Origin of the sequence: Pseudoflavonifractor sp. SW1122 (genome assembly GCF_012027765.1) — a bacterium.
Classification (GTDB): domain Bacteria; phylum Bacillota; class Clostridia; order Oscillospirales; family Oscillospiraceae; genus Enterenecus; species Enterenecus faecium.
In genome coordinates this window covers 37,581-60,255 of record NZ_SJOS01000012.1, presented here as the reverse complement: position 1 = coordinate 60,255, position 22,675 = coordinate 37,581, and the positions used below count along the sequence as shown (strand labels likewise).

Below are 22,675 nucleotides of genomic sequence, written 5' to 3'. Positions count from 1 at the left end.
TCCAGGGTCCGCTCCCCAAACACCCCATCCTCCACCAGGCGGGGCAGGGCGGGATGGGTGGTGGAGATGACGTTGAGCATGTGCTGAATGTCTCGTACCGGAGCGCCGGTGAGATTGAGTTCCATGGTTGAGATACCTCCTTAATCGTTGCTGCCGTAGGAGAGCGGATAGCCGGGGAATTGTCCGGCCTGGAATTGATTTTCAATCTCCGAGGGGGAGATGGGCAGGTTGGCGTTGGCCAGAGAGGTGGTGGCAATGCCCACGTACTCGTCGTAGAGCTTCAGCCACGTGGCGTTGTCCACCACGCCGGTGGCGGGCAGATTGTAGGCTTTCTGGAAATCCTGCACCGCCTGTTTGGTCTTGGGGCCAAAAATGCCGTCAATGGCCAGGGTGGGCAGATTGAAGGAGTATTGCCCGATGAGGGAGAGGAAATACTGGAGGGCGGAGACGGCGGGGCCCCGGTCGCCTTGGCGCAGCACCTGGATGCCCGAGGGGCCCTGGACCTGGGTAAAGCTCTGGCCCTCGCTGACCAGCTCGGAGAGTTTGGTGACGGCCACGTAGAGGAACACCAGCTTATACCAGGTACCCCGACCCACGATACCATCCACTGCCAGCCCAAAGACGGACTGGAACACCCGCACGGCTTCCTCCGTGCGTGGCCCAAAGATGCCGTCCACCTGGGCCAGGCGGGGAATGGCAGGGTAATTCTGTCCAATGCGGTTGAGCATGGCCTGGAGCACCACCACGTCCTCCCCGGAGGAGCCCTGGCGCAGGGGATAGCCGGGGTAGGAGTTGGGCACATCCCGGATGGGGGCGTCGTTGACCAGTTCGATGTCGTCCCCGTAGTAGTTGCGCAGAATGGTCATGTAGTCTGCCCCCTCCTGGGCCATGGCCTCACTGCCCCACTGGGACAGGCCGTCACAGGTGGAGGTGGTACCGTTGCAGAACTTGGCCGCCAGGGGCTCCACAAAGCCCACTCGGCGGATGTAGGTGGTGAACATGTCGTCCACCAGGCGGTCGATGTTTTCAAAGGTGCTCCGGCCTTTGATGAATTTCTGATCGTTTTGGGTCTCGCTGGTGATGTCAAAGTCGTACCCGCGGCTGGGGTAGAACTCGGTGTACACCCGGTTGAGGGCAAAGGAGATCTGGGCCAGAATGTTGGCTTTCAGCGCCTCCTCTGACCAGGTGGGGTACACCTCGCTGGAGGCCACATTTTTGATGTAGTCGGGGAAGGTCACCGTGACGTTCTCCGCTGCCTCCTTGGGCTGGCCCAGGTGGACGGTGATGTACTGTGGAATGTAGGGAATGACGGATACAGACATAGAAGCCTCCTTACAGCGGTTGTGGCGTGACGTTGGTGAACTGAGGGCGAGGGGTGGAGGACTCGGGGATGGCCAGAGGGATGAGGGGCACGCTCTGGGTGGTCTCCACCCCAGAAAAGATCTGGAGATTTCCAAACACGGCCACCTGATACCCCGGGTGCTCTACCACCAGAGAGTAGGAGGAGAAGGGAAGGGGGGAGCCGGGACTCTGGCTGAGGGCGACGTCGGGAGCGGGCAGGGAGATGGGGCCAGCCACGCCGCTCTCGTCTGTGATGAGCACGGATAGAAGCTGATGCCGACCCTGTCCGTCCGGCTGGGATACCAACACCGTGGCCCCCTGTATGGGGAGCTGTGCCCGGGACGCATAGACGTGGACGATGAGAGAACCGTTTTGTGCCAATGCTAGGACCTCCTTGAGAAATGTTGCAAGAACTTGCACATGGAAATTGACAAACTTATGACAATGAGATAAAATGAATTGCGTATAGTGATCAAAAGAAAGATGAAATGCCGAAAAACTCTGACGGGATGTGAGGGTGTCATATGAAAAAAGATAAGATTTCTTCGGCGGTGATCCGGCGTTTGCCCCGCTATTATCGCCATTTGGATGACTTATATCGTGCCGGTACCATTCGAATCTCTTCCGGAGCCTTGGCCCAGTCCATGGGCCTGACGGCCTCCCAGATTCGCCAGGATCTGTCCTGCTTTGGCGGGTTCGGTCAGCAGGGATACGGGTACAACGTGGAGCGGCTGCGGGGTGAGGTGGCAGAGATCCTGGGGATGAACCGAGGCCACACCGTGCTCATCTTGGGTGCCGGTAACTTGGGCCGTGCCCTCATTGAGAATTTCCCGTTCCGTGCCAATGGCTTCCGGCTGGTGGCCGCCTTTGACGTCAACCCGGACCTGGTGGACACCAAGCTGGGCGGCGTCCCCGTCTACCATGTGGATGGTCTGGACACCTTTGTGCGGGAGCACCGGGTGAGCGTGGCGGTTCTGACGGTGCCTGGGTCTGTGGCCGTGGCCACCGCTCGCCGCCTGAGCAAGCTGGGGGTGGACGGAATCTGGAATTTCACCAATGTGGAGCTGCCGGAGCAGGAAATGCCCGATGTGAAAGTGGAGAACGTGCACTTTGCAGACAGCCTGCTAACGCTGAGTTATATGATTTCTGAGGAGTAAATAGACCTCTCAAAAATTTTTGAAAAAATCGAAAAAAACACTTGCAATTTCATTTCAGCTGTGCTAGTATATACGAGTCGCCAGAAAACGACAGCGACAAGCGGCTGTAGCTCAGCTGGATAGAGTGTTTGGCTACGAACCAAAAGGTCGGGGGTTCGAATCCCTCCAGCCGTACCAAAAGGCAAGTTCCGAAAGGGACTTGCCTTTTTTTCTTCCGGAGACATAGGAAAACGTCCGATGCAGGAATCAGCATCGGACGTTTTTTTCTCGGTCAGTCCGTGACCTGTTTCATGTTGGGGTAGACCTGATGAATCCGCTCGTCGGGGTAGTAGTGGTCCAAAAATTCGGTGAAGCCGTTGGTGGGGGCGTCAGGGGTCGATTGGCGCTGTTGATACCGGCCCAGAGCCAGGGCGGAGATGGCCATATTGAACACCATGAACACAACAATCACCCAGGTGAGCACTTTGCCCGCTTTCATGGGGATGCGCTCAATGAGACGGGACAGGCGGGGATAGAGGACCTTCATCCACACGGCGGCGGCAATGCCCCAGAAGAAGCAGTAGAGCAGATTGATGCGCCCGGCCAGGTTGAAGGGGATGTGGCTGTAATCCCAGAACACGGTGCCGAAGACCAGCTCGGTGAAGACACTACACACATATTCGTACACACCACCCACAATGGTGCCGGCAAGGAAGAGGTAGCCCTCGCTCTTGTCTTTGTACCGATAGAGCAGGGCGGTGAACATCACAGCGCCCAGGCCCCACACGATACTAAAGGGACCGTAGATGAGACTGCTGCGGCTCATCCAGATGCCCATGGTGGCCCGGCAGAACAGCGTCTCGATGATATCGCCCAGCAGGGCGGCAATGAAGAAAATCCAAATCAGCTTGGTGGGAGAACAGCCCTGGGCAAACACCGTGGGCTTGGGCTTTTGGGAGGGGGCGGCCTGCTCCAGATTGGGGAAGGCGTGGAGCATACGGGTCTGGACCCGCCGGGTGATGGCGTGGCCGAAGAGAGCGGTGAGCTCCTGGAAGTCTCGGGACAGCTGTTCCAGACGGCGGATACGCACCCCCATCTGTACCGTGATGCCTAGAGAGAGGGCCAGGTCCAGGGCGACCAGTCCCAATCCCACCAGAACCAGGATGCGGGACAGCAGGGGAGGGAGGTCACCCAACACCAAGGCTAGAAGGGGGTTGAGAAAACTCACACACAGCCATGCGCCCACACCCAGCACCAGCAGCAGGGGCAGAGAGATGTACCCGTGGAAGTGGAATTTGTGGTCGGAGAAGTCCCACCATCTGCGGTGGAGCATGCGCTCCAGAGCGACACCGGTGGTAATGACCAGAATGCCGGACAGAACGCAGGAGCCCAGAATAAAGAACAGGGGACGGTGGGTCAGTTCCGAGAGGAACACCGTGGAGAGTACCGCTCCAATGCCGTAAATGGGGCTGACAGGAAGGTTGAGAAAGCCTGGGTTGACAAAGGAATGTTTTTTGATGGCACAGAATGCCACGCTGATACACCAGCCTAGAATGGAATAGATGAGAAAGAACCAGGCCAGTTGGGAGAGTGAGTATGTCATGAAAAGCTCCTTTCGGGGTTGTTCTGAGAAAGACAAAAACTCACCACAGTATTGCTGATTACTGGGGTGAGTCAAAAAATATGCAGCATTGCGGGCTGATGGGAGATCAGCGCTGGCTGGGCACGGTGCGATCATCACCGAAAATCATATCATCCACATCAGGCTTGCGGGGATATTCTTTCACAAGTTTCACCTCTTTTCTCTTGCACTGTTGTACATTATAGCAACATGTACCGGAAAAGTAAAGGGTGGAATTGTAAAATACAAATAAAGTTTTGGGCAAGGTGTAGAAAAGTGGAGGGATAATGAGGAAGATAGGGGAGAAAAAATGCTTGCAATTTCCCAGGGGGTGTATTATAATAAGCTTCACCGAGTTGAAATATGCGGGTGTAGTTCAATGGTAGAATGTCAGCTTCCCAAGCTGAACACGGGGGTTCGATTCCCCTCACCCGCTCCAATGAAAAAGACACGCTAAAAAGCGTGTCTTTTTCATTGGGAGCCATAGGCTCATTTCAATGCTCGGCGGAAGTGAATTCCGCCTGCGCCAAGGTTTTCGCCCAGGCGAAAACACTTGTACGGCGCACCAGCGCCGCCCGGCTTTGCGGGACCCTGTACTTATAATTATAAAAATGCCTGGAGAGAAGCCCTCTCCAGGCATTTTTGAGTCTTACTTCAGGAACACCAGTTCATAGCTGCGAGAGCCGATGCCGATCTTTTCAGCGTGCTCCAGACAGGTCTTGTACTCCGAGTCGGGCGTGCTGTTTTCGAAGTGATCGTGGTGGTCGCAGAAATCCGGCTTGGCCATGTTGTCGCTGAGCTGGCTGTTGGGCAGGGGATCGCAGGCCAGGCAGGCGTCCACACAGGCCTGGTCCAGGGCCAGGGGATCAAAGGAGGCGAACATGCCGATGTTGGGGAGGATGGGGGCGTCGTTCTCGGCGTGGCAGTCACAGTTGGGGCTGACGTCCACAATGAGAGAGATGTGGAAGTTGGGACGGCCGTCCACCACTGCTTTGGCATACTCCGCCATGCGGCAATTCAGGTCCTTCACAGCGGCCCAACTGGAGAAGTCGATGGCGTCAAAGTTGCAGGCGCCGATGCACCGGCCACAGCCCACGCAGTTCTCGGTGACAATGTGCATTTTCCGGGTGGTCTCGTCAAAGGCCAGGCCCTGGTTGGCGCACTCCTTCATGCAAGACTTGCAGCCCACGCACTTGTCCTGGTGTACGGAGGGCTGACCGTTGTGGTGCTGCTCCTTCTTACCGGCCCGGGAGCCGCAGCCCATGCCGATGTTCTTGATGGCGCCGCCAAAGCCCGCCATCTCATGGCCCTTGAAGTGGTTCAGAGAGATGAACACGTCAGCGTCCATAATGGCTCGGCCGATCTTGGCGTTCTGGACGTACTCTCCGTTGACGGGGACCTCCACGTCGTCGGTGCCCTTCAGACCGTCCCCAATGAGGATGGGACAGCCCACAGTCATGGGGGTGAAGCCGTTTTCCCAGGCGCAGTACAGGTGTTCCAGGGCGTTTTTCCGGCTGCCCACATAGAGGGTGTTGCAGTCGGTGAGGAAGGGCTGGCCACCCAGCTCCTTCACCACATCAGCCACAGCTTTGGCGTAGTTGGGGCGGAGGAAGCCCAGATTGCCCAGCTCGCCGAAGTGCATCTTGATGGCCACGAACTTGTTATCCATGTCGATCTCGCCAATGCCTGCGGCCCGGATGAGCCGCTTGAGCTTGGTGGGAAGGCCCTCGCCCAGCTTGGTGCGGAAATCGGTGTAGTAAACGTTTGCTTTTTCCATACCTCATTGCTCCTTGTCTCGAAATAGGGTGAAAGTCATGTAAGAACAGTATAGCGGAGCCAGGAGAATTTGGCAAGAATCATCCGGGAAGGCTTTGAAAAGTTAGGCCTGCCAAACTGCTTTGAGGATGGCGCCAATTTTGGGCGGAGTGCCGTAGAGGAGCACGCCCACTCGGTAGATCTTGGCGGACAGCACCCCGATACCCACCACAGACACCGCCAGAATACCGATGGACAGGACAATCTGATAGACAGGGACGGTGCTCATAGCGATGCGGGCAAACATGGCGATGGGGGAGGTGAAGGGGACGAACGAGCACACCATCATGGCGATGTTGTCCACCGCACCGCTGCCCATGCTGAACATGACCACGCAGAAGGCAATGACAAAGAGCATGGACAGAGGCATGATGGAGGTGTTGATATCCTCCAGCTTGGTGGCAGTGGAGCCGATGGCGCCGTAGAGGAAGGCATAGAGAAGGAAGCCCAGAACGAAGAACACCAGCAGATATACCAGCAGGGACAGGGGCATGTCAAACAGGGAGGTCATCACGGAATTGCCGCCCCAAGCGTCCAGATTGAGCTGGTAGAAGAGAAGGGCGGAGCCGAAGATGACCGCCAGCTGGACAAACCCGGCGATGCAGGAGGCCAGCACCTTGCCGAACATCATGTTTACCGGGGTAGCGCTGGTGATGAGCAGTTCCATGGCTCGGGAGCTCTTTTCAGTGGCCACGTGGGAGGCTACCATCTGGCCGTAGAGCATGATGACCATGTACAGGGCCAACGTCATAATGTAGGTGTACCAGTAATTTTGGGCCTGGTCCACCCCCAGAAGTTCCTCTTTGGCGTCAATCTGAAGGGAGAGAATCTCCCCGGCCTGGTCCGGGCTCAGTCCCTGTTGGGTCATGGCCTCCACCTGGGCCAGACTTACCAGGACCTGATTGGCCACCTGGGTGGTCTGGTCGTAGAGAGAACGATTGTACACATAATAAGTGTAGGAAGTCAGGGAGTCAAAGACCAGGGCGCAGTCTGCCTCTTGGTTGGACACCTGCTCCTTGATTTTAGCGAGGTCGTCCTGCGTCCAAGTCACCGTCTGGTCAGGGAAGGCAGCGGCCAGGGCTTTGGCAATGGTCTCGCCCATCTCTTGAGAGGGGGCGGAGACCAAAATCACCGACTGCTCGGTGGGCTCGTCGGAGGAATCTCCGCCCATGGAGCCGAAGAAACCAATCAGGTTGGGCAGGAACATCACCACGGCCAGAACAGCCACAATGAATAGGGTGGAGCCCACGAATACCTTGTTTTTAAAGTAGTTTTTCAGCTCAAAGCTGAGAATAGTACGAAATTGTCTCATGATCTCTTCTCCCTTCACACGTGGTCCCCGGCGTATTCCACGAAGATGTCGTTGAGGGACGGCTCGTAGACCTGCACCCGGTCAATGTCGTAGCGGGCCACCAGTTGCCCCATCATCTCCTGCTTCTGGCTGGGGCTGTCCAGGCGGAGAAGAACCTCGCCGGGCTGCACCAGCTGGCAGCGGTTGCCCAGTTGGGAGAGAATCTCCCGGTATTGGGGGCTGAACACGGTGAGACGGTCCCGGGGATAGCTGCGCTTGATCTGTTCCAGGTTGCCAGAGATGGCGATTTTGCCCTGATTGAGAATGGCGATCTCCTGGCAGAACTCCTCGATGTAGTTCATCTGGTGGGAGGAGAAGAGGACGATTTTTCCCTTTTGAATCTGCTCCTTCACCACATCTTTAAGCAGAGCGGCATTTACCGGGTCCAGGCCGGAGAAGGGCTCATCCAGTACGATGATATCGGGGTCATGGGCCAGGGCGGTGATGAGTTGGATTTTCTGCTGGTTGCCTTTGGACAGGGTGTCCAGCCGCTTGGTTTCGTACTCCTCCATACCCAGCCGTTCCAGCCAGTGGCGCACCGAGGCCAACGCATTGGCACGCTTCATCCCCTTGAGCTGGGCGAAGTATACCAGCTGTTGCCCGATGGGCTTTTTGGGGTACAGCCCTCGCTCCTCGGGGAGGTAGCCCAAAGACACCTTGCGGTAGTCGATGGGCTTCCCATCCAGGAGAACTTCTCCGCTATTTTGAGGGAAGACGTCCATGAGAATGCGGATGGTGGTGGTCTTACCGGCGCCGTTTCGGCCCAGCAGGCCGAAGGCCTGGCCTCCCTCAGCGGTGAGGGAGATGCCCTGGAGCACCTGCTTGGCTCCAAAGCTCTTTTCGATGTTGCGTAGTTCCAATTTCATTATTGCTTACCTCAACTTCTCTTTTTATCCATTTGTAGGGATGTGTAGTTGTACACAAACTGCTGTACCAGCCAGAGACCGCCCACCAACAGACTATACGAAGGGGCGACCAGGTCAATGACGGATAGAATGGATAGTATTGCCATGATGCCGGGGAAAATCAGACCCATTACCTTGAAGGCCTGGTAGCTGCATTGGGCGGTCTGCTGCCGCTCGGCTTCATCGCAGCTCTCGTACCAGTCCTTTTGAAACTTAAAATCAAAAATATCACCACGCTTTTCGGGAAATAGTTTCTTAGTAGCGGAGATGATGCGGGCTTGAATTGCTGTCATCCAGATGATGTGCCCGATGAGTAGGAACCAGGAGAGGTTGAACCCCCAAGAGGCTGCATAGCCCAGGGCCATGGCCAAGAACATGAGCACCGTGGCCAGATTGGCCAGAAACATGGCCCGGCACAAAGTCAGGTTGGCCTGGGGAAATGCCTCGTCGTCCGCCAAAGCCTTGGGGATCAAACGCTTTCCCCGGAAGTAGTACCAAGTGGCCCCTATCAACAGCGAAAATCCGGGGAGATAGCACCAGGGACCTAGGGAAGCCAGCATCAGGTTGAACTGCTCGCCGAGATTGCGGACAGAGAACTCATTGGACACGGCGGCAACGCCCACGATGCCGCCAATGAGGCCGCAGATGATGATGATCACGGCGAAGGTAACATAGATACGAGCGGGTGATTTTTTCTTAGCTTCTTTCATGATGACTCCTCCTCTGTGAGATAAAAGACGTCCTCCACCGGGAGGTGGAACACCTGGGCAATGCGAAGGGCCAGGGTGATGGAGGGGTTGTAGTCCCCTCGCTCAATGAGGCTGATGGTCTGCCGGGAGGCTCCCACCAATGTCCCTAGCTCCTGCTGGTTGATGCCCTGGGCTGCCCGAAACTCCTTGAGTCGATTCTGTAGCGGCATGAGCACCCCTCCTTGACAAGTATTATTTGCGTTATGACAGCTATCTTTGTCAAACATAAGATAGCATTGACAAGGATTGTTGTCAATAGGGAAAAATAAAGAAAACATAAAAATCTGTTTCCACCCGGTGAAGAGGGTGGATTTTTTCAAAAGCTTCGGTATAATGGAGAGGTGGTCCGGAGGCAAGGGCGAAACCTCACGGTACCTCGTCAGATACATGAGAGGTTGGATGGAAACCATGGGAATATGGATTGTGATAGGAGTTGTTGCGGCACTGCTGCTCTTTTGGGTTATGTCGGTGCGGTGCCGCCATGGACACCCGGCGTGGGAGGTGCTGCGCCGATACCGATATGCCCACCGGGGGCTGCATGATGAAACACGGGGCATCCCGGAAAATTCCCTGACCGCGTTTCGCCGGGCGGCAGAGCGGGGGTACGGGGCGGAATTGGACGTGCATTTGACCCGGGACGGGAGCCTGGTGGTCATCCATGACGACTCCCTGCTGCGTACCGCTGGGGTGGACGTGGATGTGGCTTCTCTAACGGCGGAGCAGCTGTCTCAGTACCGCCTGGAGGGCACCCAGGAGAAAATCCCATTTTTGGAGGAGGTGCTGCCTCTCTTTGAGGGGCGGGCCCCGCTGATTGTGGAGCTGAAAGCGGAGAAAAATGCGGCTCGGCTGGCCAAGGCGGCCTGTCAGGTGCTGGACCGCTACAAGGTCAACTATTGCATTGAGTCCTTTCACCCCAAGGTGTTGATGTGGCTTAAGCGGCACCGTCCTGAAATCTGCCGGGGTCAGCTGAGTCAGAATTTCATCCGTGAGCGCAGCGGGATGCCCCTGGTGGCGGCGGTGGTGATGACCAATGTGCTCACCAACCTGGTGACGTGCCCGGATTTTGTGGCCTATAAGTGGAAGGACCGCCGCCAACTCTCTCTGTTTCTGGCCAGACGCCTGTGGCGGGGCCAGGAGGTGAGCTGGACCATCCGGGATTCTGCATCTATGCAGCGGGTGGAGCAGGAGGGCTGCCTGCCTATTTTTGAGGAATTTCAGCCGTGAGAAATTTTATCATGGAGCTGAATGAAAACAGCAGAGGGTCTGCGGCTGAATGGCCGCAGACCCTCTGCTGTTGCTAAAAAGTGATGATTTGGAGCCTGATGGCCCCATGTTAAAACTTGTTGCTTTACAAGTTTGGTGTTCTCTCGTACAATGCGGGCAAGGATGGTGATTGAGTCATGCTAGGTGATAACATTAAGAAATACCGCCGGGAGAGGGGATATACCCAGGAAGAACTGTCTGCTAAACTGCATGTGGTCCGCCAGACGTTGTCCAAGTGGGAAAACAATGTGTCTGTGCCAGATGCAGAGGTCCTAATTAGAATATCTCGAGCGTTGGATGTGCCGGTCGGCGTACTGCTGGACCTGACGCCGGAGGAAGAAACCGTGGACCTGACCGATGAGTTGGCAAGGGTCAACGAGGAACTGGCGGAGCGGAATCAACAGCTTCAGAGAAATACATTGGCCAGCCAGAAGCGGGGGCAAATCGTCTTTCTCTCCTTTGCAGCTCTGATGGTTGTGATCCTAGTGGACAATCCCTTGGCATCGCTGCTCTTGGTAGGGGCTTGCATTGCATTGTCGCTGCTGATCCTGTATCGGAATTTGTCTCTGTTTTCCGAGAGTACGGTTTCCATATCCCAGATGAAAGCGCTGAAAGTTGTGACCATATTCAATGCAGTGTTTCTGATTGTGTTGCTGGCAGTTTGTGGCTTGCTGCAAGCCCAGGTGATTACACTGACGGCGCAGCAGGAACAGTGGTTGCTTATGGGCGTGTTTTCCGGTCTGTTCCTTTTCTTTGGTGCGCTTTCTCCACGGCTGCCATATCAGCGGCATACCGGCCTGCGTCTGCCATGGACGGTGCGGGATGAAGATACCTGGAACCTGGCCCATAGAATCATCGGCGTCATCTCGTTGCCCTTGACGCTGTTATACCTTGCCGCAGTTTTTTCGGTTTCGGATATGGAGCTCATTGGAACGATTTCTGTGATTGCCCTGATGTTGTATATCGGCATACCGGGTGTGATCTCTCTGGTGTTTTTCTGGAGAAAATATCATTGAGTAAGGTTCAAATGTTGCCAGCTATAAAGACACGTCGATATTGTTCCAGACGTGCATCGGCGCTGACGCTCCACAGTGCAATGGGGGAGGGCGAGTAGAGTCTGGTCACCCCGTATGGTCTGCCGTTGATCCAGACGCTTTCTTCCCATGTGTTGTCCTTTTTCCTGGGATGGGGACCCTTGTCTGCAAAGAAACGGTTGACGAGCTTTTTCACTTCGGCTCTGCTGGTATAGATCAATTCCTCAATGTTGGGGTGCTCCAGCAACAGCTGATCCAGAGGCTTGGGCTCAATGGAGATTAACGAGGCGTCATCGGATTTGCCGTTTCGATGGATGCAGCTGCCCACAATATCGGTGATACCGATGTGTAACTCCTGCAACAGCTGCTTTCGTTGGTTTACTGCTTCCATGGTGTTTGTAAATGCCAGCGGGGTGTCGGTCACCTCAGAAAGTAGCTTCCAAAAAGAATTATCTCTGGAGCCGTAGTAGAAATCCACATCGTTGTCGTGTAAGGCTCTTCCGCCGGAGGTGCAAAACCGAAAGGGCGGCATGGTTCCAATGATGAGTTTGGTGGCACCCTCTGGAATGTAGGGCTCATAGGGGTGAATGGAACGAACCGTTTCTTCCATAGAATTTCCTCCTGGGAGTTACTGTATAAAGGGTGGTTTACGCTACCTACTACATTACATCGGCTGACGGTTCATTTGTGGCAAAAGTGATAACCAGCAGAGGGAAAGGAGTCATATATGCAACGGGGCATGGCGCTACGGGAAGCGCCATGCCCCATCTTATTCGGCCCCCCGACAAATGGGAAGTTACTTGTTCCTTTTTGCTTTAGCTGCTTTTATGCCCCAGCCAATCAACAATATAAGCCAAGCGCATAATCCTGCGATAAACCCTGTAGTCCCTATGCTTTCAAACTGCAATTTCAGCGCAACATTGAATATTTTTACAACAATAGTTCCACATAGCATCAAAGCAAGCAATAAAAGAACTTCCAATCCAATATATTTAAAAATTTTATTTTTCATAAATGGCCGCCTCCACAGCTTCTAATTTGTTGCCCTGTTTGTTCTTAATTATAACACATAAAGGAAATCGCTTTCAAGTTGTCCCTGGCCAGAAAGTAATTATACCTAGGGCGCACTTACTCACCACCCGCAAGCGGGCGGAGGTACTGCCTGACGGCAGCCGTGCGCTCTCCGAGGGGGACGCTCCAGCGGGCCCACGTCCTGCTGGTAGCACCGAAGCTGGGAGCCGTCAAAGGACCGGCTTCGGTGCTACCAGCTTCAGTGCTTTATGGTGGCCAAGAGGGGCTTAAGCCCCTCTCTTTCAAAATGTGTGCTTTTCAGGGGGAAAAACCCTTGACAAATCGCTTACTGAGAGTGAAATGAGAAAATGACGTGGTTTTTATAAATAAGCGTGACATCCCAACAGAAAAAAGATTGGCCCCATCTATCGGTTGAAGTGATGGATGACAGTAATAGGAAGATGTGGTATAATAGCAGCGAATCGAAGTGAGAAAAAGGAGAGAGTGGCGTATGATCAAGGCATTGAGCAAACATGTCATGAAGATAATTGCAGTTTTTGGTGTGCTGCTCATGGGATTTGGACTTGTCGGTGCTGGCCCTGATACCGGCTTGTGGATGTTCCTTGCGGGGCTCTTCCTGGTGATTGCCTGTGCCGCTTCCAGTCGCGAGCTGCGGAAGTTTGTCCGTTCGCTGCTGGATTTCATTTGATGCCGAAGCAATGGGGGAGCGAACATGGAACTTATTATAGTATTCATTTTGGGGATGGTAGGGGCTGTCTTGGTGCAACTCAGTGCAAACAGGGGCGTTAGCCGCTGGATTCGCTATCCGTTAGTTGCCTTGATATGCATGATGCTTGTGTCTGGAATTGCTATGGTGGTTTATTTTGCGATTGCCCTATACACTGAGGAACTGGTTGCCTCTATGATGCTGTGGTTGCTTGCTCTCTTCTTGCTGGCAGGGGCTGTGGCGTATATTCGGAATCTGTACCACGGAAAACGATCAGTTAACGGGAGTGAGGCAACGAATGACGAAAGAGTATAACTGGAGCACCACTGTGGATGGAGTACCTCACGCAATCCTTTGTCAAGTGATGAATAATAAATATGTCTTGTGGGCAGACGATAAATTCCAAAAAACTGTCTACCGTAGGAGCTTTCAGGCTGCTCGTGGAGGTCTGGATGAAACCCTTGAACTGTGGGGAAAGACCTGCCACTTTGTGGTTTGGCCTAGCGAAAAAGTGGAGTTTTTTGTAGATGGAAAATCTCTGAATACACAGGAAGACTGCGAGAATGCTCTGGACATCTCCTACGAAGAATCCGTATCTCGCCATGAACGGACTATGCGCCGCAGTTCATGGGCGGTGGTGCTGCTGATAGCTTTGGCCTGTATCTTCTATTTGGTCATGATGCTGCAAGGGAAAGATATGTCTGGCTGGAATGGAACGATGGTAGTCGCGCTGGTTATTTTGGCGATTAACCTCGTTGGTATTGTCAGGGGAAGAAGACGATGATGGGCACAAAACTTTGGTGGAATATTCTTTGCTAGCAAAAAAGACACGACTTTCCAGCGTGTCTTCCCTTGAGAAGGTGGGGGCAGCGTAGGCGGAATTGACTTCCGCCGAGCATGAAATGAGCCTATGGCGCCCAAAACAAAAGCACCTGCTTAAGCAGGTGCTTTTGTTTTGGTGGACCTGAACGGGATCGAACCGTCGACCTCTCGGATGCGAACCGAACGCTCTCCCAGCTGAGCTACAGGCCCGTACCCAACTATTATAACAGAAAAAAACAGTTTGTAAAGAGAAAAATGGAGAAAATGAAAAAAGAGTCCAAAGGGGAAAAGTTTAAAATTCAGTTGAAAAAGTCGTGACGATGTGATAAAATAACCATCGGCTTTTAACACGCTTGTGTGTGGAGTAAGGCCGCGCTAGTCGGGGAGTTAGCGGTGCCCTGTATCTGCAACCCGCTATAGCAGGGATGAATCCCGGCCCCCGGAGACAAAATGTACTGACTGCCCCATATAAGCAGCGATGATGGATTGGTCCTGCGCAACGTAGCCCCGTGAACCGTGTCAGGCGGGGAACCGAGCAGCACTAAGCGGACCGCTGCGTGTGCCGCGGGGGTGCCGGTCTTGAGCCGGCTGTATGGGTAACGGGTATATTTTGTGCTTCAAAGGCCGGTGCGCGGTCTTATTCTGTACACAAGCGATTTCCTTTTTAGGGGGTGAGGCGTTTGTACCAGGCGTTGTACCGAAAGTGGCGTCCCCGCAGCTTTGACGACGTGGTGGGGCAGGGACATATTACAGAGACCCTCAAGCGTCAGGTGCAGGGGGGACGGCTGACCCACGCCTATCTGTTTACCGGCACCAGAGGAACGGGTAAGACCACCTGTGCCAAAATTCTGGCCCGGGCCGTGAACTGTCAGCATCCTCAGGACGGCAACCCCTGCAACCAGTGTCCGGCGTGTGTGGGCATTGAGAACGGCTCCATCCTGGACGTGGTGGAGCTGGACGCAGCCTCCAACAACCGCGTGGACGACGTGCGTGCCATGCTGGAGGAGGCGGCCTATACCCCGGCCACCGTGGCAAAGCGGGTGTATATCATCGACGAGGTGCACATGCTCTCGCCTCAGGCCTTCAATGCGCTGCTGCAAATTCTGGAGGAGCCACCCGCCCATTTGATGTTTATCCTGGCCACCACAGAGCTGCACAAGGTGCCGGCCACCATCAAGAGCCGGTGCCAGCAATTCGCCTTTAAGCGCATCCGGGCCGAGGAGATCGCCGGACGTTTGAATTATGTGGCCGCTCAGGAGGGCATTGAGCTGACCCAAGAGGGGGCACAGCTCATCGCCCGTCTGGCCGATGGCGGTATGCGTGACGCCCTATCCCTGCTGGATCAGTGTGTGGGGGCAGGGGGGACCGTAGACCAGGACCGGGTGTTTCAGGTGCTGGGCCTGGCGGGTAATCTCCAGACGGTGGCGCTGTTGGAGGAGATCGCAGCGGGCAACCTGTCTGGCGCATTGGCACGACTGGCCAGCTTGTACACCGGAGGCAAGGAGATGGCAGCCTTGGCCGGGGAACTGTCCGCTTTGCTGCGGGACTTGTTGGTGAGTAAGAGCGCCCCCAAGGGCGGGGCGGGACTGCTCACCGGGGGCTATGACTCGGGCACCCTGGAGCGGTTGGGACAGCTGTTCGACGTGCCTCGGCTGGTCCAGATGCTCGCTTTAGTGCAGAAGACCGCGGGCGAGCTGGTCCACTCCGCAAACCGACGCACGGACATGGAGCTGTGCTTGGTGATGCTGTGTGACCCCTCTCTGGACGGAAGTGTCCATGCCTTGACTGCCAGAGTGGCAAAGTTGGAGCAGCAATTGGCTTCCGGCGTTGTGGTTCAGCAAACGACAAGCGAAAAACCTTTACAGAGAAGTCCGGCACCAACTCCGGCTCAAAAGAGCACACAGCCTGAGCCAGACCTGTCCACTCCGGTGGCGTCTGACCCTCCACCCTGGGAGGTGGCAGAGAAACCGGTGCCCCAACAACCTGCAAGTAAAAAGCCTTTACAGGAAGCGCCGGTGCAGGAGACTCCGGCACCCCCTGTGGTTGAGCCTCAGCCAGCCCCGCCCGAGTCTGTGACACACGTGGGAGGACAGACGGGATGGCCCGGCTGGAACGTAGTGTGTGGCCAGCTCAAGGGTGTGCTGTCCACCGGAGACTATACCTTCTTCTCCATGCCCGCCATGCTCACTGGACGGTGGGACGGGGATGTGGTGACTATCTGGGCCGCCAATCAGTTTGTGGCGGACCTGGTGGAGAAGCCGGATATCTCTGGAGCGGTCTCCCAGGTGGTTGGGCGATATATGGGACAGCGGGTCCCGGTGAAAGTTCAGGTGGGAGCGCCTCCGGCAGAGACGGTGCAGACGCCGCCTACTTCACAACCCCCAGAAGAAGGGGATGCTCTGGACGCCTTTCTGGCAGCGGGGCACAGCAATGTAACCGTAGAATAATTTGTTAGGATATGACATAGGAGGTAATTCGGATGGCAAAAGGATTTAATACCCGCGGTATGGGTGGCATGGGCGGAAACATGAACAACATGATTCGCCAGGCCCAGAAGATGCAGCAGGACATGATGAAGGCTCAGGAGGAGCTGGAGAGCAAGTCCTACGAGGCCAGCGCTGGCGGCGTGGTGACCGCTGTGGTGTCCGGTAAGAAGGAGGTCACCTCTGTGACCATCGACCCCGAGGCCGTGGACCCCGATGACGTGGAGATGCTCCAGGACCTCATTGTGGCGGCGGTGAACGAGGCCCTGCGCAAGGCTGCCGACGATGCCGCCAGCCAGATGTCCCGCCTCACCGGAGGTCTGGGACTGCCGTTTTAATACACACGACCCTCAAGGGCTGCTTTCTCACAAGAGAGCAGCCCTGAACCCATTGATAAGGAGGAACCAAATATGGTGAAGTTTTCTGAGATGAAATACCAGCGCCCGGATCTGGAAGCGCTGAAACAGGAGATGGGCCAGCTGGTGGAGCAGCTCAAGGCCGCTGACAGCTACCAGACTGCCCGGGAGGTATTTTTGCGCAAAGAGGAGCTGGGGCGTCATATCCAGACCATGAGCACCCTGGCCAACATTCGCCACTCCATTGACACCCGAGACGAGTTCTACGACGGGGAAGTGAAGTTCTGGAATGCGGCCGGACCGGAACTGGAGGAGTACAGCCAGGCCTGGAACCTGGCCATGCTCAACTCTCCCTTCCGTGGTGACTTCTCTCAGGAGTACGGCGACCTGATGTTTATCAATGCCGAGATTGCCCTGAAGACTTTCTCTCCTGAGATCATTGACCTGATGCAGAAGGAGAACGATCTCACCCAGGAGTATGAGAAGCTGCTGGCCTCCGCCCAGATTCCCTTTGAGGGCGGCGTGTACACCCTGTCCCAGATGACTCCCTTTAAGAGTGACGCCGACGACCAGCGCCGTCTCAACGCCTGGAAGGCGGAAGGGCAGTGGTACAAGGACAACCAGGAGGCTCTGGACAGCCTGTACGACCAGCTGGTGCACCTGCGAGACGAGATGGGCAAGAAGCTGGGCTATGAGGGCTATACCACTCTGGGCTATTACCGCATGGGCCGCAACTGTTACACCAAGGAGGACGTGGAGAAGTTCCGCCAGGCTGTGGTGAAGTATCTGGTTCCGGTGGCGGACAGCATCTACCGCCAGCAGGCCAAGCGCCTGGGCAAGGAGTACCCCATGAGCTTTGCAGACAATGCTCTGGAGTTCCGCTCCGGCAACCCCCGCCCCTGCGGCACTGCCCAGGACATTCTGGACCACGGCCGCAAGTTCTATGACGCCCTGTCTCCCGAGACCAGCGAATTTTTCCGCACCATGCTGGATGGGGAGCTCATGGACGTGCTCTCCACCGAGGGCAAGGCCGGCGGCGGCTACTGCACCGACATTCTGGACTACAAGGTGCCCTTCATCTTTGCCAACTTCAACGGCACCCAGGGCGACGTGGAGGTGGTGACCCACGAGGCTGGCCACGCCTTTGACGCCTGGCTCAACCGGGACCGCATTCCTTCCGAGTATATCTGGCCCAGCATGGAGGCCTGCGAGGTGCACTCCATGTCCATGGAGTTCTTCGCCTGGCCCTGGGCTCAGGGCTTCTTCGGAGAGGATACCCGGAAGTTCCACTACAGCCACCTGTCAAGTGCTCTCACTTTCATCCCCTACGGTACCATGGTGGACCACTTCCAGCATGAGGTGTACGCCCACCCGGAGATGACCCCTGCCCAGCGCCACCAGGTGTGGAAAGAGCTGCTGGGAACCTATATGCCCTGGATGAAGCTGGACGGGGAAATTCCCTTCTACAGCGAGGGCGAGGGCTGGCAGCGACAGCACCACATCTATTCCAGTCCCTTCTATTATATTGATTACTGCCTGGCTCAGACGGTGGCCCTCCAGTTCTGGGACAAGATTCAGGAGGACCTGGGGGAGGCCTGGGAGCACTACATGGCCTACACCCGCCAGGGCGGCAGCCAGGTGTTCACCACCCTGCTGGAGCGAGCTGGCCTGGACAGCCCCTTTGAGGAGAGCTGCCTGCAGCGGGTGTGCGCCTCCGCCAAGAACTGGCTGGAGCACTTTGATATGAGCGGAATCGAATAAGCCATGTCAGACAAGAAGAACAAGCATAAGCATAAACGGTGGAACCGGGCGGCCAAGGCGTCTCAATTCACCAGGGGAGCAGGGGGGGAGATGATCTATGTCGGTCGTCACTACTCCTTCCAGGGAGATGAGAGAAGCTATCGACAGGGTATGCGCCAGCGCATGGCGTTGGCGGCCGTTATGGCGGTGGCTCATTTGGCGGGCGGTATGATGCCCGTTCCTGCCTTGTACAACACCTGGTACGTGATTGCTCCTTATATGCTTGCGTTTTTTGCGGTGGTTTCCCTGGTTTGGGCGGTGTGCCGCATGGTGTACTGGGGAAATCCCCTGCGGGAATACGTCTATGACGCCACCATCAAGCAGATCCCCATCCGTGCAACCCTGGCTATGATTTTGTCAATGTGCACACTCTGTGGACAGATTGCATATGTGGTGACACATTCCCTGCAAGGGGTTGAGTATCTGTACACTTTGGCATTTTCGGGCCTGGAAATTGTGGTTTTTGTCTGTGCTTTCCGGTGGAAGGGCAGAGAAAATCAGGCACTGTGGTCTATTTAACGTGATAAAGCGCAAAAATTTGTGAGATATCACAGGATGTTCTCGTTGACAATTGGAGCAAAACATAATAGAATAGTCTTTGCAAAATCTGCTGAAAAAACATTTGACCGCTTGGCGTGGACACTGAGGCGGCGAAAAATGAAAGATTGAGTAAGTGGAGTTGCAAAAACCGATTCCCCGGTAGAGAGAAGGGGAGTCGGAATCAGTCCTTGTGAGCTCAGAGGATGGATGTTCTCTTTGTTCAATATAATTTAAGGAGGAATCTCTACATGAAAAGCACGAAACGAGTGCTTGCGCTGGGCATGGCTTCGGTCATGACGCTTGGTTTGCTCTCTGCTTGCGGCAACAAGCCTTCCAGCGACAACAACAACCAGGCCAGTACCCTGGTGGTTGGTGACGGCAACTACGACGGCAAGTTCTCTCCCTTCTTCTACACCTCTGCCTATGATGGAAACATCGTCTCCATGGTCAGCCAGCCCCTGATTAGCTCTGACCGTGAGGGCGCTATGATCCTCAACGGCATTGAGGGCGAGACCAAGGAGTACAACGGCACCGACTACACCTACACCGGTATTTCCGATGTGGTGGTCACCGAGAACGAGGACGGCACCGTGTACTATGACATCACCCTGAAGGATGGCGTTAAGTTCTCCGACGGCACCGAGATGGACATCGACGACGTGATCTTCTCCATGTACGTCCTGTCCGACCCCACCTATGATGGCAGCTCCACTCTGTATGGTCAGCCCATTATGGGTATGAACGAGTATCGTTCCGGCATGGATACCAAGTTCAACCTGATCCTGGCCGCTCCCCGTGACAACACCGACTTCTCCCTGTGGACCGAGGAGGAGCAGACTGCTCTGTGGGCTGCTGTGGACAAGGCTGGCCCTGAGTATGCCAAGTACATCTGCGAGTATCTGATCGCCAACGGCCAGAACAAGGCCGAGGACAGCGTGGCTGCCTGCGCTGCCAACTGGAACTACCCCGGCCTGGCTGAGGATGCCACTTATGAGGACTTCTATCAGGCTATGCTGGCTGCCTACAACGGCAATCCCGCTGAGATGGCCCGAAACGAGTCTCCCAGCAGCCTGGCTGATTTCACCAACCTCATTGAGGACTATGATGCCTACAACGTGGGTGTTCAGACTGGTGAGTCTGCTCCCAACATCTCCGGCATCCAGAAGACCAGTGACAACTCCGTGCGTGTGACCACCACCGAGGTCTCCGCCACCTGCATCTATCAGCTGTCTCTGGTGGTTGCTCCTATGCACTACTACGGCAACGAGGAGCTGTACAACTACGAGAACAACCAGTTCGGCTTCCCCAAGGGCGATCTGACCATCGTGCGTGAGAAGAACAGCAAGCCCATGGGCGCTGGTCCCTACGAGTTCGTCAGCTATGAGAACGGCACCGTGGCTCTGAAGGCCAACGAGAACTACTGGAAGGGCGAGCCCAAGATCCAGAACATCAACTTCAAGGAGACCAACGAGGCCGATAAGGTCAACGGCGTGAAGTCCGGCACTCTGGACATCACCGATCCTTCCTTCTCCACTGACGCCATCAAGGAGATTGCCGCAGCCAACGGCGGCAGCGAGGACTTCAACGGTTCCGTCATCACCGTCAACACCGTGGACAACCTGGGCTACGGCTATGTGGGCATCAACGCCGACAACGTGAAGGTGGGCGACGACGGTTCCTCCGATGCCTCCAAGAACCTGCGTAAGGGTCTGGCCACCGTGCTGGCCGTGTACCGTGACGTGGCTATCGACTCCTACTACGGCAAGTGGGCCAACGTCATCAACTACCCCATCTCCGATACCTCTTGGGCCGCTCCCAAGGTTACCGATGCCGGCTATCAGGTGGCCTTCTCCACCGACGTCAACGACAACCCCATCTACACCGATGGCATGAGCGACGAGGAGAAGTACGCCGCTGCCAAGCAGGCCGCTCTGGGCTTCTTTGAGGCTGCTGGCTACACCGTCTCCGATGGCAAGATCGTTGCTGCTCCCCAGGGCGCCAAGATGGACTATGAGCTGATCATCGGCGGCGGCGGTCAGGGCGACCACCCCGCCTTCATGATGTGTACTCTGGCTTCCGATGCCCTGAAGGAGATCGGCATGGAGCTGCGCGTGACCGATATTGCCAACGCTTCCGACCTGTTCTCTCAGATGCAGGCTGGTACCGCTGAGCTGTTTGCTGCCGCTTGGCAGGCCACTGTGGACCCCGACATGTACCAGATCTACCACAGCCAGGGCACCTCCAACTACAACTATGACATCAAGGATGCCAAGCTGGACCAGATCATCATGGACGCTCGCTCCATCACCGATCAGGAGGCCCGTACTCTGATGTACAAGGAAGCTCTGGACATCGTCATGGACTGGGCCGTTGAGGTTCCCATCTATCAGCGTGCCAACTGCTTCATCTTCTCCACTGAGCGTATCAAGATCGACACCCTGACTCCTGATATGACCACTTACTGGAACTGGATGAACGATGTTGAGCTGCTGGAGCTGAACTAATTCTGCACAGAAACGAAGGAACAAATCCTGAGTTTACCATCACGGTTGCCCTGCGGCCGTAAGGCCGCAGGGCAACCCTGCGCATCCCTGCACATGAGGCGGCTGTTCCGACCAAAGTCGTTCAGAGCCGGAGGGGCTGCCTGATGTGCGGACGGGGCGAACACATCATGCGAGGCCACGAACCCCTGTGCCTCGCCAACAAATACGGAGGGGATTCTATGCGAAATTTTATCATCAAGCGCGTACTATTATCAGTAGTCATTCTATTTTTCGTAGCATTCATTATTTATACACTGCTGCGCTGTCTGCCCAGCTCCTACGTGGAGACCATGGCTCGTCAGCTGGCTATGGCCCCCGGCGCCAAGCCTTATGAGGAGTGGGTGGCACAGCTCAACGCCCAATATGGTTTGGATTTGCCGCTGATCCCTGGTTTCTTCCACCAGCTGGGCAACATCCTGACCGGTAACTTCGGCGACAGCTGGAAGTACACCGTGCCTGTCATGGAGAAATTCACCAGCGTGATTTGGATTTCTTTTGTGATGGGCGGAATTGCCTTTATTTTACAGTTGATTATTGCCATTCCACTGGGCGTTATCGCCGCCACCCGTCAGTACTCCAAGGCCGACTACGCCATCAGCGTGTTCGCTCTGGCTGGTATCTCTCTGCCCACCTTCTTCTTTGCCACTCTGCTGAAGCTGGTGTTCTGCGTGAAGCTGGGCTGGTTTGATTTGGGCGGCCTGACGGGACGTGACTTCCTGCAATTGGACGCCATGGGGCAGTTCCTGGATATTGCCCATCACTTGGTGCTTCCCATTGTTACCCTGGTGGTGGTGTCTGTGGGCTCGCTCATGCGTTATACCCGTACCAACATGCTGGAAGTGCTCAACTCCGACTATATCCGCACGGCCCGTGCCAAGGGCCTGAGCGAGAAGAAGGTCATCTATCATCACGCCTTCCGCAACACCCTGATTCCTCTGGTCACCATCGTGGGTGGCTCTCTGCCCGGCCTGTTTGCCGGTGCTCTGATCACTGAGACTCTGTACTCCATCCAGGGCATTGGTTACACCTCTTATACGGCCATGACTGCCGGTGACATTCCCTTCTCTATGTTCTACCTGCTGTTTATGGCTGTGCTGACTCTGGCCGGCAACCTGATTTCCGACATTCTGTACGCTGTGGTTGACCCCCGCGTACGCATCGCTTAAGAAAGGAGGCGC

Annotated in this window: 22 protein-coding genes, 3 tRNA genes and 1 other RNA gene; 15 read left to right on the top strand and 11 right to left on the bottom strand. The window is 55.6% G+C overall.

Annotation, left to right across the window (positions count from 1 at the left end):
* Nucleotides 1-140 precede the first annotated feature (140 nt).
* Both E0L15_RS04775 and E0L15_RS04770 read right to left on the bottom strand, forming a co-directional pair.
* Nucleotides 141-1,322, bottom strand: coding sequence for a peptidoglycan-binding protein (locus tag E0L15_RS04775; RefSeq protein ID WP_168124710.1), 1,182 nt, complete (start codon nt 1,320-1,322; stop codon nt 141-143).
* A 10-nt stretch (nt 1,323-1,332) separates the two neighbouring features.
* Complete coding sequence (locus E0L15_RS04770; RefSeq protein WP_168124709.1) at nt 1,333-1,722, bottom strand: spore cortex-lytic protein; 390 nt, start codon at nt 1,720-1,722, stop codon at nt 1,333-1,335.
* A gap of 143 nt (nt 1,723-1,865) precedes the next feature.
* Between E0L15_RS04770 and E0L15_RS04765 the strand changes: the two genes are divergently transcribed.
* On the top strand, nt 1,866-2,498 hold the full coding sequence (locus tag E0L15_RS04765; protein WP_087229511.1) for a redox-sensing transcriptional repressor Rex: 633 nt from the start codon (nt 1,866-1,868) through the stop codon (nt 2,496-2,498).
* Nucleotides 2,499-2,598: 100 nt separating this feature from the next.
* Nucleotides 2,599-2,675, top strand: a tRNA-Arg gene (locus tag E0L15_RS04760).
* A 94-nt stretch (nt 2,676-2,769) separates the two neighbouring features.
* On the opposite strand, the gene E0L15_RS04755 is transcribed toward E0L15_RS04760, so the two are convergent.
* Nucleotides 2,770-4,080 (bottom strand): putative ABC transporter permease, encoded by a 1,311-nt coding sequence (locus E0L15_RS04755; RefSeq protein ID WP_168124708.1) that lies wholly within the window; start codon nt 4,078-4,080, stop codon nt 2,770-2,772.
* Between the two features lie 383 nt (nt 4,081-4,463).
* On the opposite strand from E0L15_RS04755, the gene E0L15_RS04750 reads away from it, so the two are divergent.
* Nucleotides 4,464-4,537: transfer RNA gene (locus tag E0L15_RS04750), tRNA-Gly, on the top strand.
* Between the two features lie 210 nt (nt 4,538-4,747).
* On the opposite strand, the gene E0L15_RS04745 is transcribed toward E0L15_RS04750, so the two are convergent.
* The 5 genes from E0L15_RS04745 to E0L15_RS04725 form a co-directional block, all read right to left on the bottom strand.
* Nucleotides 4,748-5,875: a DUF362 domain-containing protein gene (locus E0L15_RS04745; protein ID WP_087370411.1), complete on the bottom strand. Its 1,128-nt coding sequence runs from the start codon at nt 5,873-5,875 to the stop codon at nt 4,748-4,750.
* A gap of 102 nt (nt 5,876-5,977) precedes the next feature.
* A complete protein-coding gene (locus tag E0L15_RS04740; RefSeq protein WP_168124707.1) occupies nt 5,978-7,225 on the bottom strand; it encodes an ABC transporter permease in 1,248 nt (415 codons plus the stop codon).
* A 14-nt stretch (nt 7,226-7,239) separates the two neighbouring features.
* Nucleotides 7,240-8,130 carry an ATP-binding cassette domain-containing protein gene (locus E0L15_RS04735; protein WP_168124706.1) on the bottom strand — a complete coding sequence of 297 codons (891 nt, stop codon included), beginning with the start codon at nt 8,128-8,130 and terminating at the stop codon, nt 7,240-7,242.
* A gap of 11 nt (nt 8,131-8,141) precedes the next feature.
* Nucleotides 8,142-8,879 (bottom strand): DUF3169 family protein, encoded by a 738-nt coding sequence (locus tag E0L15_RS04730; RefSeq protein ID WP_168124705.1) that lies wholly within the window; start codon nt 8,877-8,879, stop codon nt 8,142-8,144.
* Nucleotides 8,876-9,088 carry a helix-turn-helix transcriptional regulator gene (locus E0L15_RS04725; RefSeq protein ID WP_087390038.1) on the bottom strand — a complete coding sequence of 71 codons (213 nt, stop codon included), beginning with the start codon at nt 9,086-9,088 and terminating at the stop codon, nt 8,876-8,878. Before E0L15_RS04725 ends, E0L15_RS04730 begins: the two co-directional genes overlap by 4 nt.
* 238 nt (nt 9,089-9,326) lie before the next feature.
* Between E0L15_RS04725 and E0L15_RS04720 the strand changes: the two genes are divergently transcribed.
* Together E0L15_RS04720 and E0L15_RS04715 are read left to right on the top strand one after the other, a co-directional pair.
* The gene (locus E0L15_RS04720) at nt 9,327-10,142 is read left to right on the top strand and encodes a glycerophosphodiester phosphodiesterase family protein (protein WP_206020565.1); all 816 of its coding nucleotides are present in this window, start codon (nt 9,327-9,329) and stop codon (nt 10,140-10,142) included.
* Nucleotides 10,143-10,318: 176 nt separating this feature from the next.
* Nucleotides 10,319-11,197, top strand: a complete 879-nt coding sequence (locus tag E0L15_RS04715) for a helix-turn-helix domain-containing protein (protein WP_168124703.1) — start codon at nt 10,319-10,321, stop codon at nt 11,195-11,197.
* A gap of 7 nt (nt 11,198-11,204) precedes the next feature.
* Here E0L15_RS04715 and E0L15_RS04710 read toward each other — a convergent pair whose 3' ends face one another.
* Both E0L15_RS04710 and E0L15_RS04705 read right to left on the bottom strand, forming a co-directional pair.
* Complete coding sequence (locus E0L15_RS04710; protein WP_168124702.1) at nt 11,205-11,825, bottom strand: uracil-DNA glycosylase family protein; 621 nt, start codon at nt 11,823-11,825, stop codon at nt 11,205-11,207.
* Nucleotides 11,826-12,011: 186 nt separating this feature from the next.
* Entirely contained in the window at nt 12,012-12,227 is a 216-nt protein-coding gene (locus E0L15_RS04705; protein WP_071433763.1) for a hypothetical protein, read from the bottom strand.
* Between the two features lie 510 nt (nt 12,228-12,737).
* On the opposite strand from E0L15_RS04705, the gene E0L15_RS04700 reads away from it, so the two are divergent.
* From E0L15_RS04700 to E0L15_RS04690, 3 genes are read left to right on the top strand one after another with little or no spacing between them, the layout of a single operon-like run.
* Nucleotides 12,738-12,935, top strand: coding sequence for a hypothetical protein (locus E0L15_RS04700; protein ID WP_168124701.1), 198 nt, complete (start codon nt 12,738-12,740; stop codon nt 12,933-12,935).
* A 24-nt stretch (nt 12,936-12,959) separates the two neighbouring features.
* Complete coding sequence (locus E0L15_RS04695) at nt 12,960-13,268, top strand: hypothetical protein (RefSeq protein ID WP_087370441.1); 309 nt, start codon at nt 12,960-12,962, stop codon at nt 13,266-13,268.
* A complete protein-coding gene (locus E0L15_RS04690; protein ID WP_168124700.1) occupies nt 13,252-13,737 on the top strand; it encodes a phage holin family protein in 486 nt (161 codons plus the stop codon). The genes E0L15_RS04695 and E0L15_RS04690 overlap by 17 nt, the downstream gene beginning before the upstream one ends.
* Nucleotides 13,738-13,909: 172 nt before the next feature.
* Here the strand turns inward: E0L15_RS04690 and E0L15_RS04685 are convergent.
* Nucleotides 13,910-13,985, bottom strand: a tRNA-Ala gene (locus tag E0L15_RS04685).
* Nucleotides 13,986-14,145: 160 nt separating this feature from the next.
* Between E0L15_RS04685 and ffs the strand changes: the two genes are divergently transcribed.
* The 7 genes from ffs (at nt 14,146) to E0L15_RS04650 (ending at nt 22,663) form a co-directional block, all read left to right on the top strand.
* An RNA gene (gene ffs, locus E0L15_RS04680) (signal recognition particle sRNA large type) lies at nt 14,146-14,410 on the top strand.
* Nucleotides 14,411-14,455: 45 nt separating this feature from the next.
* A complete protein-coding gene (gene dnaX, locus E0L15_RS04675) occupies nt 14,456-16,222 on the top strand; it encodes a DNA polymerase III subunit gamma/tau (protein ID WP_168124699.1) in 1,767 nt (588 codons plus the stop codon).
* 32 nt (nt 16,223-16,254) lie between these two features.
* Entirely contained in the window at nt 16,255-16,596 is a 342-nt protein-coding gene (locus E0L15_RS04670) for a YbaB/EbfC family nucleoid-associated protein (protein ID WP_168124698.1), read from the top strand.
* A gap of 72 nt (nt 16,597-16,668) precedes the next feature.
* Nucleotides 16,669-18,375 (top strand): M3 family oligoendopeptidase, encoded by a 1,707-nt coding sequence (locus tag E0L15_RS04665; RefSeq protein ID WP_206020564.1) that lies wholly within the window; start codon nt 16,669-16,671, stop codon nt 18,373-18,375.
* 90 nt (nt 18,376-18,465) lie between these two features.
* Nucleotides 18,466-18,933: a hypothetical protein gene (locus E0L15_RS04660; protein ID WP_168124697.1), complete on the top strand. Its 468-nt coding sequence runs from the start codon at nt 18,466-18,468 to the stop codon at nt 18,931-18,933.
* Nucleotides 18,934-19,202: 269 nt separating this feature from the next.
* Nucleotides 19,203-21,458 carry an ABC transporter substrate-binding protein gene (locus E0L15_RS04655; protein WP_168124696.1) on the top strand — a complete coding sequence of 752 codons (2,256 nt, stop codon included), beginning with the start codon at nt 19,203-19,205 and terminating at the stop codon, nt 21,456-21,458.
* 218 nt (nt 21,459-21,676) lie between these two features.
* Complete coding sequence (locus E0L15_RS04650) at nt 21,677-22,663, top strand: ABC transporter permease (RefSeq protein ID WP_168124695.1); 987 nt, start codon at nt 21,677-21,679, stop codon at nt 22,661-22,663.
* Nucleotides 22,664-22,675: the final 12 nt, after the last annotated feature.